The organism is Catellatospora tritici, from assembly GCF_019083965.1.
Classification (GTDB): Bacteria; Actinomycetota; Actinomycetes; order Mycobacteriales; family Micromonosporaceae; genus Catellatospora; species Catellatospora tritici.
The window spans coordinates 47026-61526 of record NZ_JAHRCY010000016.1; the positions used below are offsets into that span (position 1 = coordinate 47026).

15 protein-coding genes and 1 pseudogene are annotated in these 14501 nt (G+C 66.9%); 9 read left to right on the forward strand and 7 right to left on the reverse strand.

What is annotated here, in order from left to right; all coding sequences use genetic code 11:
- Nucleotides 1–34 precede the first annotated feature (34 nt).
- Both KUA19_RS29745 and KUA19_RS29750 read left to right on the forward strand, forming a co-directional pair.
- A complete protein-coding gene (locus tag KUA19_RS29745) occupies nt 35–766 on the forward strand; it encodes a GAF and ANTAR domain-containing protein (protein WP_217401209.1) in 732 nt (243 codons plus the stop codon).
- Between the two features lie 365 nt (nt 767–1131).
- Entirely contained in the window at nt 1132–1947 is an 816-nt protein-coding gene (locus KUA19_RS29750; RefSeq protein WP_254550330.1) for a DUF1206 domain-containing protein, read from the forward strand.
- A 458-nt stretch (nt 1948–2405) separates the two neighbouring features.
- Here the strand turns inward: KUA19_RS29750 and KUA19_RS29755 are convergent, their stop codons facing one another.
- Nucleotides 2406–3785 carry a thrombospondin type 3 repeat-containing protein gene (locus KUA19_RS29755; protein ID WP_217401213.1) on the reverse strand — a complete coding sequence of 460 codons (1380 nt, stop codon included), beginning with the start codon at nt 3783–3785 and terminating at the stop codon, nt 2406–2408.
- 94 nt (nt 3786–3879) lie between these two features.
- On the opposite strand from KUA19_RS29755, the pseudogene KUA19_RS29760 reads away from it, so the two are divergent.
- From KUA19_RS29760 to KUA19_RS44120, 7 genes and pseudogenes are all read left to right on the forward strand, one after another.
- Nucleotides 3880–4068 (forward strand): annotated as a pseudogene (locus tag KUA19_RS29760) (IS110 family transposase); the annotation flags it as partial.
- Nucleotides 4069–4085: 17 nt separating this feature from the next.
- A complete protein-coding gene (locus tag KUA19_RS29765) occupies nt 4086–4346 on the forward strand; it encodes a hypothetical protein (protein WP_217401215.1) in 261 nt (86 codons plus the stop codon).
- A 426-nt stretch (nt 4347–4772) separates the two neighbouring features.
- Nucleotides 4773–5375 carry a hypothetical protein gene (locus KUA19_RS45045; RefSeq protein WP_372451880.1) on the forward strand — a complete coding sequence of 201 codons (603 nt, stop codon included), beginning with the start codon at nt 4773–4775 and terminating at the stop codon, nt 5373–5375.
- The gene (locus tag KUA19_RS29770) at nt 5279–5623 is read left to right on the forward strand and encodes a transposase family protein (protein ID WP_372451891.1); all 345 of its coding nucleotides are present in this window, start codon (nt 5279–5281) and stop codon (nt 5621–5623) included. Before KUA19_RS45045 ends, KUA19_RS29770 begins: the two co-directional genes overlap by 97 nt.
- A 207-nt stretch (nt 5624–5830) precedes the next feature.
- A complete protein-coding gene (locus tag KUA19_RS29775) occupies nt 5831–6319 on the forward strand; it encodes a DUF2975 domain-containing protein (RefSeq protein ID WP_254550331.1) in 489 nt (162 codons plus the stop codon).
- The gene (locus KUA19_RS29780; RefSeq protein ID WP_217401221.1) at nt 6319–6531 is read left to right on the forward strand and encodes a helix-turn-helix domain-containing protein; all 213 of its coding nucleotides are present in this window, start codon (nt 6319–6321) and stop codon (nt 6529–6531) included. The genes KUA19_RS29775 and KUA19_RS29780 overlap by 1 nt, the downstream gene beginning before the upstream one ends.
- Nucleotides 6532–6626: 95 nt before the next feature.
- Entirely contained in the window at nt 6627–6749 is a 123-nt protein-coding gene (locus KUA19_RS44120) for a hypothetical protein (protein WP_302563249.1), read from the forward strand.
- A gap of 127 nt (nt 6750–6876) precedes the next feature.
- On the opposite strand, the gene KUA19_RS29785 is transcribed toward KUA19_RS44120, so the two are convergent.
- The 6 genes from KUA19_RS29785 to KUA19_RS29810 all read right to left on the reverse strand — a co-directional run bounded on the left by KUA19_RS29785 (nt 6877) and on the right by KUA19_RS29810 (nt 13933).
- Complete coding sequence (locus KUA19_RS29785; RefSeq protein ID WP_217401223.1) at nt 6877–7842, reverse strand: glycoside hydrolase family 6 protein; 966 nt, start codon at nt 7840–7842, stop codon at nt 6877–6879.
- 26 nt (nt 7843–7868) lie between these two features.
- Nucleotides 7869–9467 (reverse strand): glycosyltransferase family protein, encoded by a 1599-nt coding sequence (locus tag KUA19_RS29790; protein ID WP_217401225.1) that lies wholly within the window; start codon nt 9465–9467, stop codon nt 7869–7871.
- Nucleotides 9464–10870, reverse strand: a complete 1407-nt coding sequence (locus tag KUA19_RS29795) for a glycosyltransferase (RefSeq protein ID WP_217401227.1) — start codon at nt 10868–10870, stop codon at nt 9464–9466. Before KUA19_RS29795 ends, KUA19_RS29790 begins: the two co-directional genes overlap by 4 nt.
- Nucleotides 10871–10966: 96 nt before the next feature.
- Entirely contained in the window at nt 10967–11509 is a 543-nt protein-coding gene (locus tag KUA19_RS29800) for a hypothetical protein (protein WP_217401229.1), read from the reverse strand.
- 487 nt (nt 11510–11996) lie between these two features.
- On the reverse strand, nt 11997–12731 hold the full coding sequence (locus KUA19_RS29805) for a nucleotidyltransferase domain-containing protein (protein WP_217401231.1): 735 nt from the start codon (nt 12729–12731) through the stop codon (nt 11997–11999).
- Between the two features lie 74 nt (nt 12732–12805).
- Nucleotides 12806–13933 carry an IS256 family transposase gene (locus tag KUA19_RS29810; protein ID WP_443623186.1) on the reverse strand — a complete coding sequence of 376 codons (1128 nt, stop codon included), beginning with the start codon at nt 13931–13933 and terminating at the stop codon, nt 12806–12808.
- Between the last annotated feature and the right edge of the window lie 568 nt (nt 13934–14501).

Below are 14501 nucleotides of genomic sequence, written 5' to 3' on the forward strand. Positions count from 1 at the left end.
TCAACCCACCCTGGGAAAGGGAAAGGAGGCAGCCATGACCACCGTATCCGCGCAACGGCTCGCACGGGTGTTCGTCGAGATCGCCGACACCCTCGTGGACGAGTTCGATCTGATCGAGTTCCTCCAGTTGCTCGCCGGCCGCACCGCAGACCTCTTGGACGCCTCGCCTGTCGGGCTGCTGCTGGCCGACCAGCACGGCCGGCTGGAGTTCATGGCGGCCTCCGACGAGAACGTCAAGCTGCTGGAGCTGTTCCAGGTCCAGAACCAGGAAGGGCCGTGCCTGGACGCGTTCCAGACCGGCACGCCGGTGATCAACGCCGACCTGCAGCAGGCCGCCGACCGTTGGCCGCTGTTCGCGCCCCGGGCGGTGCAGGCCGGATTCCGTTCCGTGCACGCGTTCCCGCTGCGGCTGCGCGCCGAACGGATCGGTGCGATGAACGTGTTCAGCAGCCACGTGGGGGGTCGGCTGGCCGATACTGACGTGGAGATCGTGCAGGCCCTGGCTGATGTCGCCTCCATCGGCCTGCTCCAGGAACGGGCCATCAGCCGTGGGGAACGCCTCACCGAGCAGTTGCAGGGCGCGTTGAACAGCCGCATCGTCATCGAGCAGGCCAAAGGCGCGATCGCGCAGTCGCGCGGCGTCAGCGTGGACGAGGCGTTCGCGCTGATCCGCGCCTATTGCCGCAGCAACAACCTGCGCCTGGGCGAAGTCGCGCACGCCATCACCACCAACCTGGCCGGCATCCCCGACCTCGCCAACCCGTGATCAACACGCACCGGAGTTACCGACCCCAGTTTGGTGTGTTCTTGACATACGCCAAACTGAGCATCTCGGCTCGTCGGACTCGAGCATCCCGTCGACCAGCCGGATGGCGCAATCACCACGGGTGGTCAGCCCCCAGACGACGTCGTGGGCCAGCACGCGGGTTGGCATGTCCGCACGAGGCCCATGGGCCGGTGCCCCCCTCGGTAACTTCAGCCCCCAAGGGCTCTACCGCTACGACAGCGGCATCTGGGACGGCGCGAATCAGCGCGACTGAGTCCGGTGGAACCGCCCGCCGCGAGCGCGGAACCGGACACTGAACTGGTCATCCAGTCGGTAGGCTCATATTGAGGCGGGGGGCCGCTGTGATGACAACCGAGGCTGGCCGTAAGGCCGAACTGGCCGGCGACAGCAAGTCGCTGGAGGTGATCGCCCGCGGCGGGTTGATCGCTTATGGCGTTGTGCACCTCTTGATCGGCTGGCTGGCGCTGAAGATCGCGTGGGCGTCGGGCGGCAAGAGCGCCGACGTCTCCGGGGCGCTGGGAACAGTGGCTGATCAACCCTTCGGCAAGATCCTGCTATGGCTGATCGCGGTCGGCCTGATGGCGCTCGCGCTCTGGCAGGCCAGTGAAGCCATCTGGGGCTATCGCAGCCGTGAAGGTACCGACCGGGTCCGCAGGCAGCTCATCAGCGGCGCGAAGGCCGTTGTCTACGCTGCGCTGGGGATCGGCGCAGCGTTGGTCGCGCTCGGCTCGGGCTCGTCGAGCGCGCAGTCCCAGCAGCAAGCCACCTCGGGTGTGTTGGCGTGGCCGGGCGGCCGGGTGATCGTCGTGGTCACCGGGCTGATCATCGTCGGCGTCGGCGTTGCCGGAGTGGTCAAGGGCGTGCGGAAATCCTTCACCGAGGAGATCGACACAGCGTCGATGTCCCCGAGCGCCCGCGAAGGCGTGGAGCGAATGGGCCAAGTCGGATACGTCGGCAAAGGGCTGGCCCTGGTCGTGGTGGGGGGCCTGCTCAGTTATGCGACGCTGACCTTCGACCGGCAGAAGGCGCAGGGACTGGACGGCGCGCTGCAGACGATCCTGGCGCAGCCGTTCGGGAGGTTTCTGCTCACCGCCGTGGCGCTCGGATTCGTGGCCTTCGGCCTGTTCGCGATGCTCCAGTCGCGATACCGCCGGATGTAGTCGGCTCGCCAGCACGAGGTTGTGCGCCGAACGGCGCTGGGGTCTGCCGCGAAAGTCGTGGGCGAGGACCCGCCAGCGGAGGCGCTCAGGCGGGCAATGCCTGCGGCGTACCCGTCGTCGGTGGTCATCTTGAGCGGCGTGTGCGCCTCGCGGCGCAGCGAGGCCGCCGCCTCGCTCAGGGAGGCGGCGGCGACCTGCGGGACCGGAGCAAGGCTGACGGTCGCGAACCCGGCCGTGGCGAAGGACGCCTCGACCAGGGCGACGCCGGGAGGTATCCAGCACCCGGACGGCCTCGGGGAAGAAGCGAAAGCCGCGGCGTCCACATCGTCGTACGCGATCCGCGCCATCCTCCGGACCGACCACCCGCCCGGCCCCGTTCCACGAGAACCGAAGGCCGCGACGAACGGATCACCGTGCCCGTGCCCGAGACATCGACGGGCGCGGGCACGGATCCCGGATCAGCACAGCCCGTTGCAGCCGCCGCCCGTCTTCGGCGCTGCGGCCTGCGGGCTGGGCAGGTCGTCGCGGAACTCCGGCTGCGCCTTCGTGACGCGCATCGGTTCGACCAGCATGAACTGCTCCGACTGGGCGGGATCCACAAGCATCACCAGCGCCGGGTTACGGGGATCCGCAGGCCCGTCGTTGCCCGGCGCGGTCCAGTCCTGCCGGACGGTGATCGCGGCACCCCGGTTACGCAGGGTCTTGTCGACGGTCTCCTGGGAGACGATCCAGGTGTCCTGGTATTCGGGGTCGTAGTGTTCGTGGTCCCCGGAGCTGTCGCCGTGGTCGACCTCTTCCGAACAGTCGCCGCCGTCGGCGTTGCAGTTGACGATCACTCTGCCGGTGCCGGTCGTCCCGTCGTCGCCGTGGTAGGTCTCGGTGACGGTGATCCGCTGACCGATCACGTTGCCCTCGGCGTCCCGCTTGAACTCCGTGGTCTCCACCCGGGTGTGCGTGCCGCCCGAGAAGATCTTGGTGTCGGTATAGGTGACGCTGAGCAGGTTGCCCTCCGCGTCGGTGACGCTCTCCTTCTGCGAGAGGCACTTGACGCCGTCCTCCGTGGACTCGTGCGTCTGGATCTCCCGCGTCGTGCCTTCCGAGCTGTCGGGGTTGGTGTGTTTGATGGTTATGTGGTCGCCGTCCCAGTGCTGGGTGTCGGTGCTTCCGTCGGGGAACTTCCACGTGCCGCCGCCGTCCCCGTCCGGCTCGAAGGTGCCGGAACCGCCGTGGGCCATATAGTGGTCGGAACTGGCGCCCGCGCTGATCAGGCTGGCGTCCATGCCGTTGATTCGGATCCGGGCCGGGGTGTCCTTGGCGTTGAAGCCGTCGAGGCCGATGGTGAAGCCGTCGCGGTCCAGGTCGATCCTCGCCCCGGCCGGCGTGAGGGCGTCGGTGATGCCGAGCCTGGTCAGGGTGTCGCGGCGGCCGCCGAGCGGGAAGGCGCTCAGCGGGTCCGACGGCTTGGCCATTGCCTTGATGATCTCCTCGGGGAACGCCACGAACCCGCCGAGACCGGCCTCGAAGGACGGCAGCTTCCGGTCGGCCGCAAGGTCGACCACGTGCTGGAGCAGGGGCACGCTGCGAGGGTCGTGCGGGTCGGTGCCGGCCATCAGTTCGTCGGCGTCGCTCACCCCGTCCCTGTCGGAGTCGACGATGCGCCAGGCCACGTAGCAGCCGGTCGGATCACACAGACGGGCCGGCGAGCGTTTCGCGAGCTCGGAACCGGCGGCCGCAGCCGGAGCGGCGGTGGTCAGTGCGGTGGCCAGCAGGAGCCCGGTGCCGAGGGCCAGGGCTCGGCGTATCGATGCGGTGTGGCGTTGGAGGGTACCGAGGACCATGCGATGAGGATCGCACCCTGGCGTCAGTCAGTCATCGAACTGACCGCACGATTACCGAAACGGCCCAATTGTTACGGCTGACTTCCGCCGGTGAATCAAACGGGCCTTCTTCCTCGCCGCGTTCGCCGCCCCGGCCGACCCCGTCAGCCACGCCTACTACGACCGCAAACGCGCCCAAGGCAAACGCCACAACGCCGCCCTCATCTGCCTCGCCCGACGTCGGGTTGACGTCCTGTTCGCCATGCTCCGCGACAAGACCCCCTACCAACCACGAGCCGCGTGACAGCGACAATGCCAACCATGCCCACCGACCAGCCAGGGGAAATCCGCCCAGGCGACATCTACGAAGACTGCGCCTTCCACCCTGTGCTCTGCACCCACGTCGACGGCGACCACCTTTCCGGCATCTCACTCATCGACGCATCCGGTCCCAGAGGATGCTCGCTGTCCCACTGCGGCGTCATCAAGCTCTCCATCACCGATGTCATCACCGCACGATCCGACTGGCCCACCTACGCCGCCCGCCGCAAAGCCGAGTTCGAGGCCGAACACCCGGCTTGACGGAACCCATAGGGACACCCCCCGCAATCGCCGCCGCCGGTCACGGTGCGGGAGCCTCGGGTGCACCGCGCGAGCCCGTCGGCAAACAGCGTCCATCCACGCTTCGGAAACCGGGCGGTCGCATTGCGCAGGTACACATATGAAGCCGCCATCACAACGGTGAGGATCAGGGTACCGCTGCCCAGGCCGGTAGATCCATCGCCGAAGTAGATGACCGTCATGAGCATGCCCATTGAGCTTGTCCAGACCTCATTGCTGCAGGTGGTAGCTGGTTGACAGCGGGCGCGTGGGTGCTCAACCCCAGGTCGGTGTGGGCAGCAGGAGCGCGGCCGATGAGAACCAACACGGCGAGTCAGCCTGGTCACGATCCGATCACGACCGACGGAGGCATTCACGAAAAGCGGAGGTCTGCGATAGATCGGTTTTGTGACGAACCAGATCCCGCAGGCCTCCTCGCCCATCATCTACGGCCTGTCCCTGTCCACGCCAGCCCACGCCGTAGCGGCCCTCGCCATCGCCCTGACCCGCTACCGCAAGCGCATCGGCACCCGGTGGCGGGCGCACGACGTCGCCACCCAGGCGGTGCTGACCATCGCCTGGCTGGAAGGCGGGCACACCTATCGTGAACTCGGCGCCGGCAACGGCGTGCCCAAGAGCACCTGCCGCACCCTGATCCAAGAGGGCACCAAGGTACTGGCCCGCCGCGCGCTGCCGCTGACCGAGGTCGTCTACCTCGCGGCCAGGGCCGGGTGGGACTACCTGATCGTCGACGGCGTCAACATCCCCACCGAACGCGTCGCGGCCGACTACACCCGCAAGCAGCACTGGTACTCAGGCAAGCACCGACGCCACGGCGGCGCGGTGCAGACCATGGCCGCCCCCGACGGGAACTGCTGTGGGTGTCGGGGGTGCTGCCCGGCAAGATCGTCGACATCACCGCCGCCCGCCGGTTCAAGATCGCAGACAAGGTGGTGGCGTTCCTCGGACTCCTGGCTGACCTGGGCTACATCGGCCTGCACCCAAAGGTGATCACCGGCTACAAGCGCAGACGCGGCGAGAAGGCCCTGCCTGAAGGCCGCAAGAACGCCAACCGGGTCCTGGCCGGCCTGCGCGCTGTCGGCGAACGCGCCAACGCCCAGCTCAAGTCCTGGCGCGTACTGGCCTGCGACTTCCGCGGCCGACCCGGCCAGCTGACCACGGTCGTCAAGGCCGTCCAGGCCCTGCAGTACCTGATCCGAGACCCGTTCGGCGCCGCAGTGTTCGATACCGCATCATGACCTCGCCGATCGGACCGGTTGGTTCTCCTCCAGCGACTGCGGCCACCTGCCGCGGCCTTCCGCCGCGAGGATCGCTCTTGCCTGCGTTTGGCTGGTGGCCTCCTCGGTCTAAGCCTGTGAACGCTCTGTGATGGCCGCTTGCTGAATCTATCGTTTACCGATAGGTTTCTCTCGTAGATCGATCGAAGGAGAATTCTCGTGGGAAAGATGCCCATACTCGCGCTACGCGCCGTGATCGGGGTGTTGCTGGCGATTTCGCTGTTTGTGCAGATCGTGATGGTGGCCGCCAATGCGAACGAGATGGATCCGGCTCTCGTGAGCATGAGCAATCCGTGGGCCCTGATCGGGGCCATTGTGTTTGGCTTGCTGGTGTTTGAGGTCATCCTCGTGTGCGTCTGGCAGTTGCTCGCGATGGTGCGCCGGGGCACCGTTTTCTCGTACGCGTCTTTCCGTTACGTCGACGTCATCATTGGCGCCATCGTGGCAGAGGCGGTCCTGCTGGCCGTCTTGTTGCTCATCCAAGTCCAGGGCAGCGATGGCGAATCCCCCGGCGTGTTCATCATGATGGGCGGAATAGTGCTGGCCGTCCTGTTCGTCGCGCTCATCGTGCTCGTGCTGCGCATGCTGCTCGCCCAAGCCGTCGCCCGTGAGGTCGAGGCCAAGCAGATGCGAGCCGACCTCGACGAGGTGATCTAATGTCGATCGTCGTCGATATCGACGTTTTGATGGCCAAACGCAAAATCTCGGTAGGCGACCTAGCGGTCCGGATCGGAATCACGCCCGCGAATCTCGCGGTTCTCAAGAACGGCCGCGCCAAGGCGGTGCGCTTCACAACGTTAGAAGCACTCTGCGAAGTGCTCGAGTGCCAGCCGGGAGATCTTCTGCGCTGGGAGCCAGAAGCGTCCTGATCGGATAATCTTGGCACGGCTGAGGCGCCAACCGGGTCCTGGCCGGCCTACGCGCGATCGGTGGACGCGCCAACGCCCAGCTCAAGTGCTGGCGGGTGCTCGGCAGCGACTTCCGTGGTCGTCCCGGGCAGCTCACCGCGGTCGTCAAGGCCGTCCAGGCGCTGCAATACCTGATCCGGGGTCCGTTCGGCACCGCTGGCATCGATACCGCATCGTGATCCTGCCGACCGGACCGGTTGGTTCTCCTCAAGCGACGGCGGACACCTCCCGCAGCCTGCCGCAGAGGGGCACAACCCCGGTTGTCAACCCCAGCTCACCAGCAGAAATGAGGTCTGGACAAGCTCATTAGGGGAGGATGCCTGCCGGATGCTCTGGGTGTGGCGTGGGTGTCGCGAGGGCGGCTCGGTCAATGAGGGTGCGGGCCTGGGCGGGCGAGAAGTCGAAGCCCGACTCGCCGCGGCACGGCCCGTCTGACTCTCCCGGGCGCTTGATCCAAAGCAGGGCGGCGTTTCGCGCAAACAGCGGGGCCATCGCGGGCAGGGAGCCCAGCGCCTGGTCGCGCGGGTTGCACCATTCGTCGTCGTGGCCCGGCTCGTCTGGCGGCGGGCCGATCCCGTTGCGGGACGTGTCGATGACGTATTCACGATCACCCACTAGGCTGGACAGCTCCTGGGCCCATTGTTGGTTGGCGGCCGTGGTGTACCGGTTGGCCACGTTGGTGGAGAAACCGTTGGCGTGCTTGATGCCGCTGGCGACCAGGCGGCGCGCGGCTTCGGCGGTGGTTCGCCACTGTGGATGGCCGGCGTCGAGATAGACGTAGTGTCCCGACTCGGTGAGCCGCTTCACGCTCTCGGCAATCAGCGCGGCGCGCTCAGGGCTGAAGCAGTCGGCCGCCAGGGCGTCCGGCTCCATGATGATCGCTGCGGGGGTCTTGCCGAGATCCGTGAGTAAGCTGCTGATCCAGATGCGGTAGCGGTCCGGTGAGGTCGCGCCGAGGCCTTGGCAGTCGCGATTGGGGATGAAATAGGCGACCACGACGAGCAGCGCCTCCTGCTGCGCCGCCGACCTGACCACGGTCGGGAGCCGCTCGAGATCGTGCTCACTGGTCATCCAGACGGCCTGGGGCGTCTTGGTGATCGGGTCCAGCCACGCCGAGTCGCGGTTGTGCGACTGGTAGATGGCTGCGGCGCTCTGCGGGTCGACGAAGAGCTTGGCGTGGTAGAACGGATGCCGTTGCCGCACGTAGCCTTCGGCCGGGTTCACCTGTGTCGGGCCGTCTGGCCGCGCGGCGCATCCGGCGAGGGCCAGCACCAAGGCGAGGGCGCATAGACGGCGCATCATGGCCTCCAGTACGCGCTGACCCGGTAGATGTGCACGGCGTCCTCGCCGGTGCCGAAGCTCGCCTCCTCGACGGCGTGTTCTCGTGCGCGCAGGAGCGTCGGATAGGCGGCTTGGTCGCCCCGGGTGTAGTACCAGTCGGGGACCACCAGGTAGTCGATCCGTCGCAGGGATCGCAGGACCTGGGGATCGGTGTCCAACTTGTACACCATGATGGGCTGAGGCGAGAAGCCGTGCCTGTGCACCAGGTCGGTCCAGATGGCGTCGTGCACGACGAGCACCTTGTCTCGCGGCACATGTACGGCAAGCCAGCCGACCGCCTGCCGTAGTGGCTGCTCATCGTGTTCGCGGGTGATGTCGCGGAGTGGGTTGATCCACACCTGGGCCGTCAGGGCCAGCAGGAGGACGCCGAGCAGGAATGCGTTCGAGCCGCGGACCGCGCGGGTGACCCACTTGGTGCGCACCCGCAGTATTCCGGCGTCGACGAGCTTGCGGTTGCCGGACAGTGCCACGATCGCACCGGTGAAGAGCAACGCGCTGAACGGCAGCAGTACGACCACGTACATGAACGGGACGTAGCCGCCGCGTGGCAGCACCAGCCAGCCCAGCAGCAGGGCGAGCGTGGCCGGGCGTAGCCGGGGCACGAGGACCGTGAGTGGCACCGCGACCAGTCCGGCGATCAGCAGATACGGGTCGTCGGCCAGCCATCGGGCCAGCAATGCGTGTGCCCCGCTGCCGACGTCGAGCACCCAGCCCAGCGACGGGCGGCCGGCGAGCTGCCACCATGCCGTGCCCAGCAGGCTCGTTCGGCCGGGCCGTGCGAACAACTCGCCTTTGTAGAGCGCGAGAAGCGGAAACATGGCCAGCAGCAGCACACCGCAGAAGATGGACACCGTGAGCACCTGCTGGCGGTTGCGGCGGTCGAGGTTCTGCGCGAGCGCCCAACCGAACGCGGGCAACATGATCAGCGCCGTCTCCTTGGTCAGGGTGGCCATCGCGAAGGCGAGTGTGGCCCCCGTCGCGGCGCCGATCGTGCGGCTGGGTGCGTATGCCAGCACGAATGCCGCCAGCAGCCACACAATCATGATGTTGTCAAGGAACATCCAGCGGCCGTAAAGGATCCCGAGCGGGCACAGTCCGAAGAGCACCGTTGCAAACATCGCGCCCAATCGGGAAAAGCCGAGCCTGCGCCCGAACGCATAGACCAGCGCCGACGCGGCCACCTTGGCTATGAGCATGACCTCGGCGCCCAGGTCCAGCGCCGAATCGTACCGGTTGAAGCCGTCGGTGAGCGCGGCCCACAGCGCGATCTGAAGCCAGCCGCCCGGGGGGTGGTCGTAGGTGTACGTGTACGGCGAGAGCGCGCCCTGGTACAACGCCGCCCACGCGTCTGCCAGGTAGACGCCCGAGTCATCCACATAAGTGGGATAGGTGCGGCTGCTGGCCCGGTGTACCACAGCGATCATGGCCAGCAGCGGCGACAACAGTGCCAGGCTCACCGCATGCCGCAGCAGCCAGCGCCGCGAGCCCTCGAAGGCGGCCCGGCTCAGCGACCAGCCAGCGGCGAACGGTCGCTCCGGCAGCGCCACGGTGGTCATGTATTGGCCAGGTGAACGCCGTGATGCGTGGTCTTCACCCAGTTGTTGCGGCCCACCATGTAGCGGGCCAGCGCCCAGATCCCGGCCAGCGACAGCACGATCTGATACGGATAGGAGCCGAAAATCAGTGCGAGGTAGTCGCGGATGCGGACCTTCTGTCCGAACGTGCGCCCGAACTGGCCGAGCAGCTGGACGTCGAGGATCAGGCTCAGCAGGCTCAGCGCCAGCGGCACGGTGGCCAGTAGCGCGATGGCCACCGGCGACTTGTGCCTGAACGCCAGTAGGAGCCCGAACGGGGCGAACACGGCGCTGAAGGCCTGAAAGAACTGGAAACCCAGCACATACACGGCCAGCACGCGCTGGCTGAACGTGCGCAGCAGCCGCCAGTCGCCCTCGCCGAACACGTAGATGAATCCCTGCATCCATCGTACGCGCTGGAGCAACAGCCCTCGCAGGCTCGCCGGTGTTTCCTCCCGGGTCACCAGCTGTTCGACGTAGACCACATCCACCGGGCAGCCGAGAACCGACGCCAGGATGCCGATTTTGCAATCCTCGGTCAGGCAGTCGGCGTCCCACCAGGTGCCGTAATGCTCCTTGAGCCGGTCGAGGAACCGGCGGCGGAAGAAGACGGTGTTGCCTCCCAGCGGTATGACATTGACCACGGCCTGCAGCTTGAGCCGCGACTGGAACCATTTGTAGTACTCGAGCACGTTGGCCGCGCGCCACCAGGCGCTGAGGTGAGCCGAGAGCCATCTGCGGAGGTGTCTGAAAGGTCCCCGCGGCAGCCGTGCCGAGGCCGGATTGGTCCCGAAGTTCATCAACTGGACACCACATTGCACGATCTCGGCTCCGGTGGCACGGAAACGGTAGTCCACCATCCGGAGCAGATCGACGTGGAACAGGTCCTCCGCGTCGGCGATGCCCACCCAGTCGTATTCGACCCCGGCGTCGTCCAGGTAGTCCATGGCGGCGTTGAGCCCGGTGGGCTTGTTGTGCACGGAGCTTTCCTCCGGATAGGGCGCCACCAGTATCCGGTCGGGGAATCTCTCTGCCGCCTCGTGCGCGATGGCCGCCGTCCCCGGATCGTCGGGGTGATCGATGATCGGCACGACGATGTAGCGCGGATGGTTCAGGTTGGCCAGGCGGTTCAGCGTCTCACCGGCCACCAGCTCCTCGTGACGCATCGGAACCAGGATCACCCCGGGGAGCCGGGGCTCATCGGGCACGCCATAGCGACGCGGATCGTTGTTCTCCGGCCGCCACCACTTATACAGCTGGAAGATCAGCGTGGTGACGGCGATGAGCAGCATGAAGGCCGAGGTCAAGGCGATGAATCCGCTCATCCAAAACGCGACGAGCTCAGCGATCGCGATGACCACCGCCACCAAGACCAGGACGCGCACGCTCATCAACATACTGGTGCGCTGGAAACTCTCTGTAACCAATTCGTCTCGGTGAGGTCACGGAAGTAGGCAGACACAGCCGGGTGATCGTGTCTTTCAGGTGGCTGCGGGCTCACCAGGACGAGCCACATCGCGGTATAGAATGGTGCCGTTCTCGTCAGACAGATACACCTCTGTCTCATATGAGCTTCGCGAGTCGTCGGCGATGCCCGCCTCTGCCCGGAAACGCCGGTACTCCTTCTTGACCAAATAGGTGCGATACTCGTCGCCGACGCAACCCGTCGCCGTCATCGCACGCCGGTAGGTCACGTTGTTCACCGTCCTCGGGACGTCGTCCCAGCCATAGGTCTCATTGAGCGGCTTCATCGTTGCGAGGTAACGGGTCTCGCTGGCGGTGAAAGGCAGCAGCCCGCTCGAAGCGAGCGGAATGACGGCGGGCGAGGCAGACGCCCGCGCTCGGGCCGAGCCTGACGCCGACGGCGCGCCCGTGCTGGCATCCGACGGGTCCCGTGAGGCCAGCGTGCCCACCGCCCAGGTGCAGCATCCGGCGACGAGCGTCACCGCCGCGCACACCCCTCCGACGACCTGCCACGCCGCCACCGAACGCTTGCCGAGCAGGGACTTCACCAGCGACTGCATCGAAGGCTCCCGTGTCCTAAGAACGTTATTCATTCGACGCAAGTCGATGGATGCCGCTCGGGCTCAGCTTGATCAATCTGTGATGTGTCGAAAATGGACGCGACGGCCACCCGCGGGTAGATCACTTGGCTTGTGACAACTCAACCGATCTTCGCGGACAGGCCGTCGCGGGTAGAGACTATGACGGGCCTGACCAGCGATCAAGTCGACCGCCTCGTGCTCGACGTCTACACCCACACCGACCTGGAACCCTCCCGCCGCCGCGCCGTCGGCCCGTACCGCGCGGGCGGCCGGTCCGGGCTTCGAACTCGTGGTTGTCGGACCAGGCGACGCGTGCACCGGCTGCTTGCAGCGTCTGGGCGAACTGGCGGGAGGTGATCGGCCGCCTGCTCATGTCCGTTCCTGCTGCTGTTCCTGCGTGCGACGAATGCGTCGGTCGACCGAGGAATTGTCAAGACCTGTGGACGGGTGCCTCCAGTCGCCTCGGTCAGCTGGCGAGTTCCATGAACATCGGGCGTAGCCGGGTCGCCAACGTTGGGTCCGTGAGGTCGAGTTCCGCTGTCAACACGGTCAACGTGACGTTCAGGGCGCGTCGCAGCTCAGCCTCGGTAAGCGATCGGACCAGGGTCGCCTCGAGTGGTGTGGTCAAGTCTGCTGGCAGCAGGTGAGCGCCTTTGGCGTAGCTGGTGGGGTAGCCCAGGCGCCGGCAGGCCTGCGCGAGCACCTGGGCGCGTGCGGCGCTGATCCAGTACTCGGCTTGCCACCACCTGCGGCGCTGGATGCAGACCCACGCGTGCAGGACGTGGTGCCAGGCTAGGCCGGCCAGGTTGTCGTGGCTGGGCGACGCTGTTGACGTAGGCTCTGTGTTCTGGCCGAAGACGGTGCGCCAGCTCGGACCACGAGGGCCGAAGTCGGCCGTTGGGGTGAACCCGATGTCGACTTCCAAGCAGCCGGGCAGCAGGAATACCCGGTAGATCGTCGAGCCCGAGGGCAGGTCCCAGTGGTGCAGGGCGGCGAAGTCCCGGTATATCTGCTCTGTCCAGCGTTCCAATGCGAGCTCGATCGTGCCGTCGACGGCGAATACCAGATCGACATCCGACCAGCGGTCGCTGCTGTCGGTGGCATAGGAGCCGGTGATCGCGGCACCCGCGATGGCGGGGTCTGCCTCGGCCAGTTGCAGCAGGCGCTGGCGGACGCGGTCGCGTTCCCCCTCGGTGAACATCGCCCAACCTTATCGACCGGTGCACCGGCGTCGGCTGGCCGTGGAGACCGCCACGGTCAAGTGCTGCGTGGCTGCTATGCAGCCACGGCTTCGGGCCGTTCGAGGACGTGCCCGTCACGGAAGACGGCACCGGCGCGCACGAGCGCGACGAGGTGGGGTGCGTTGACCGCCCGCCACCGGTCCTGCGCAGACTCGATGAGCTTAAACGCCATGGCCGGGCCCTCGGCGCGGCTGCCGGGTCCTTTGGTGACGCGGGTGCGATGCCTGACGGTGGCGAAGGTCGACTCGATCGGGTTGGATGTGCGCAGGTGCACCCAGTGCTCAGCGGGGAAGTCGTAGATCGTGAGCAGCACGTCCAGATCGTCGGTGATCTTCGCGGTGGCCTTCGGGAACTTCGCCCCGTACGCGGCGGCGAACTTCTTGGCCGCGGCCTGGGCGTGGCGCTTGTCCTCGCCGTTGTAGATCTCGGCCAGCGCGGACTTCGCGCCGGGGTGCGCGGACTTGGGCAGCGCCGCGAGGACGTTGGCGGTCTTGTGGACCCAGTCGCGCTGCTCACGGGTGCCGGGGAACACCTCACGCAGTGCCGCCCAGAACCCCAGCGCCCCATCGCCGACGGCCAGGACCGGGGCGCGCATGCCACGGCGGTGGCAGTCACGCAGCAGGTCGGCCCACGACCCGGTCGACTCCCGGTAGCCGTCAGCCAGCCCTACCAGCTCCTTCGACCCGTCGGCACGGACCCCGACGATCACGAGCACGCACAGCTTGTCCTCCTCAAGGCGGATGTTGACGTGGACGCCGTCGGCCCACACGTACACGTAGTCCACGCTTGACAGATCGCGGGCGCAGAAGGCGTGGTAGTCGTCGGTCCACTGCTTGGTCAGCCGGGCGATCGTCGCCGACGACAACCCGGCCGCCGAGCCCATGAACTGCTCCAACGCGGGCACGAAGTCACCAGTGGACAGCCCGTGCAGGTAAAGCAGCGGCAACACCTCGGCCACCCGCGGCGACCTGCGGCATCGATGGTCTACCACCTGACGCGCGGTCGGATGGACAAACGCCCGCGGTACAACACCACCCAGCTCCCGACGCTGGACAGTCCCTGGCAGGACACACCTTCCGGCCGATACTTCGGCTGGCGATGCAGGCAGGCAAATCTCAACGGCGAGCTGGCGTTCGTCGTGGAATACGTCCTGTGCCCGCACTGCAAGCTGGGGTGGGTGGATAAGCCGTACACGATTGAGGAGTACCAGCGTCGAGGATTGGCGGCTGCCGGATTGGAGGCGTTACGTGGGGAGCATCCCGGCGTGGCTTGGCACACCGGGAGCGGGCACATGCGCAACTCCCGGGCGTTTTGGTCTGCTGTGGGGCACGGCGTTCCGGGCTCGTATTTGCCCAGGGAGCTGTGCGAACACGTCGAGCGACAGGGCGGTCTCAAGTCGGGCTGGCTAGTGAGACGAGAGGAGCAGCGCAAAGCTCCGTAGCGGCGCGGTCGGCCTCAAGCACGCCGAACGCGGCAACTCGGTCGGAGGTGCTGCCACGCGTAGCCGCTGTGGCGAGTTGGCGAGTCGCGTCGACGGCGTCGCGGCGGGGGTAGGACCTCGGGCGGTTACCTTGATCGTCTGTGCAGCCGGCGGGCAGGTACGTGGCTACCAGCCGCCATCCGCTGTCGCTGGTGTCCGACGCGTAGTGGCGTGACAGGCTGGCGGGCAGGCGCTCGGGCGGTTGCGGACACAGGGGCGCGACACCGGCCTGACCCCGGACCAGGTGAAA

What these genes read in the sequence shown, in the direction of transcription:
- KUA19_RS29780 (WP_217401221.1), top strand. Translation starts at nt 6,319, where the DNA reads ATGTCGATCGTCGTCGATATCGACGTTTTGATGGCCAAACGCAAAATC.
- KUA19_RS29800 (WP_217401229.1), bottom strand. Translation starts at nt 11,509, where the DNA reads ATGCAGTCGCTGGTGAAGTCCCTGCTCGGCAAGCGTTCGGTGGCGGCG.
- KUA19_RS29765 (WP_217401215.1), top strand. Translation starts at nt 4,086, where the DNA reads ATGCCCACCGACCAGCCAGGGGAAATCCGCCCAGGCGACATCTACGAA.
- KUA19_RS29755 (WP_217401213.1), bottom strand. Translation starts at nt 3,785, where the DNA reads ATGGTCCTCGGTACCCTCCAACGCCACACCGCATCGATACGCCGAGCC.
- KUA19_RS29805 (WP_217401231.1), bottom strand. Translation starts at nt 12,731, where the DNA reads ATGTTCACCGAGGGGGAACGCGACCGCGTCCGCCAGCGCCTGCTGCAA.
- KUA19_RS29745 (WP_217401209.1), top strand. Translation starts at nt 35, where the DNA reads ATGACCACCGTATCCGCGCAACGGCTCGCACGGGTGTTCGTCGAGATC.
- KUA19_RS29750 (WP_254550330.1), top strand. Translation starts at nt 1,132, where the DNA reads ATGACAACCGAGGCTGGCCGTAAGGCCGAACTGGCCGGCGACAGCAAG.
- KUA19_RS29790 (WP_217401225.1), bottom strand. Translation starts at nt 9,467, where the DNA reads ATGACCACCGTGGCGCTGCCGGAGCGACCGTTCGCCGCTGGCTGGTCG.
- KUA19_RS29775 (WP_254550331.1), top strand. Translation starts at nt 5,831, where the DNA reads ATGCCCATACTCGCGCTACGCGCCGTGATCGGGGTGTTGCTGGCGATT.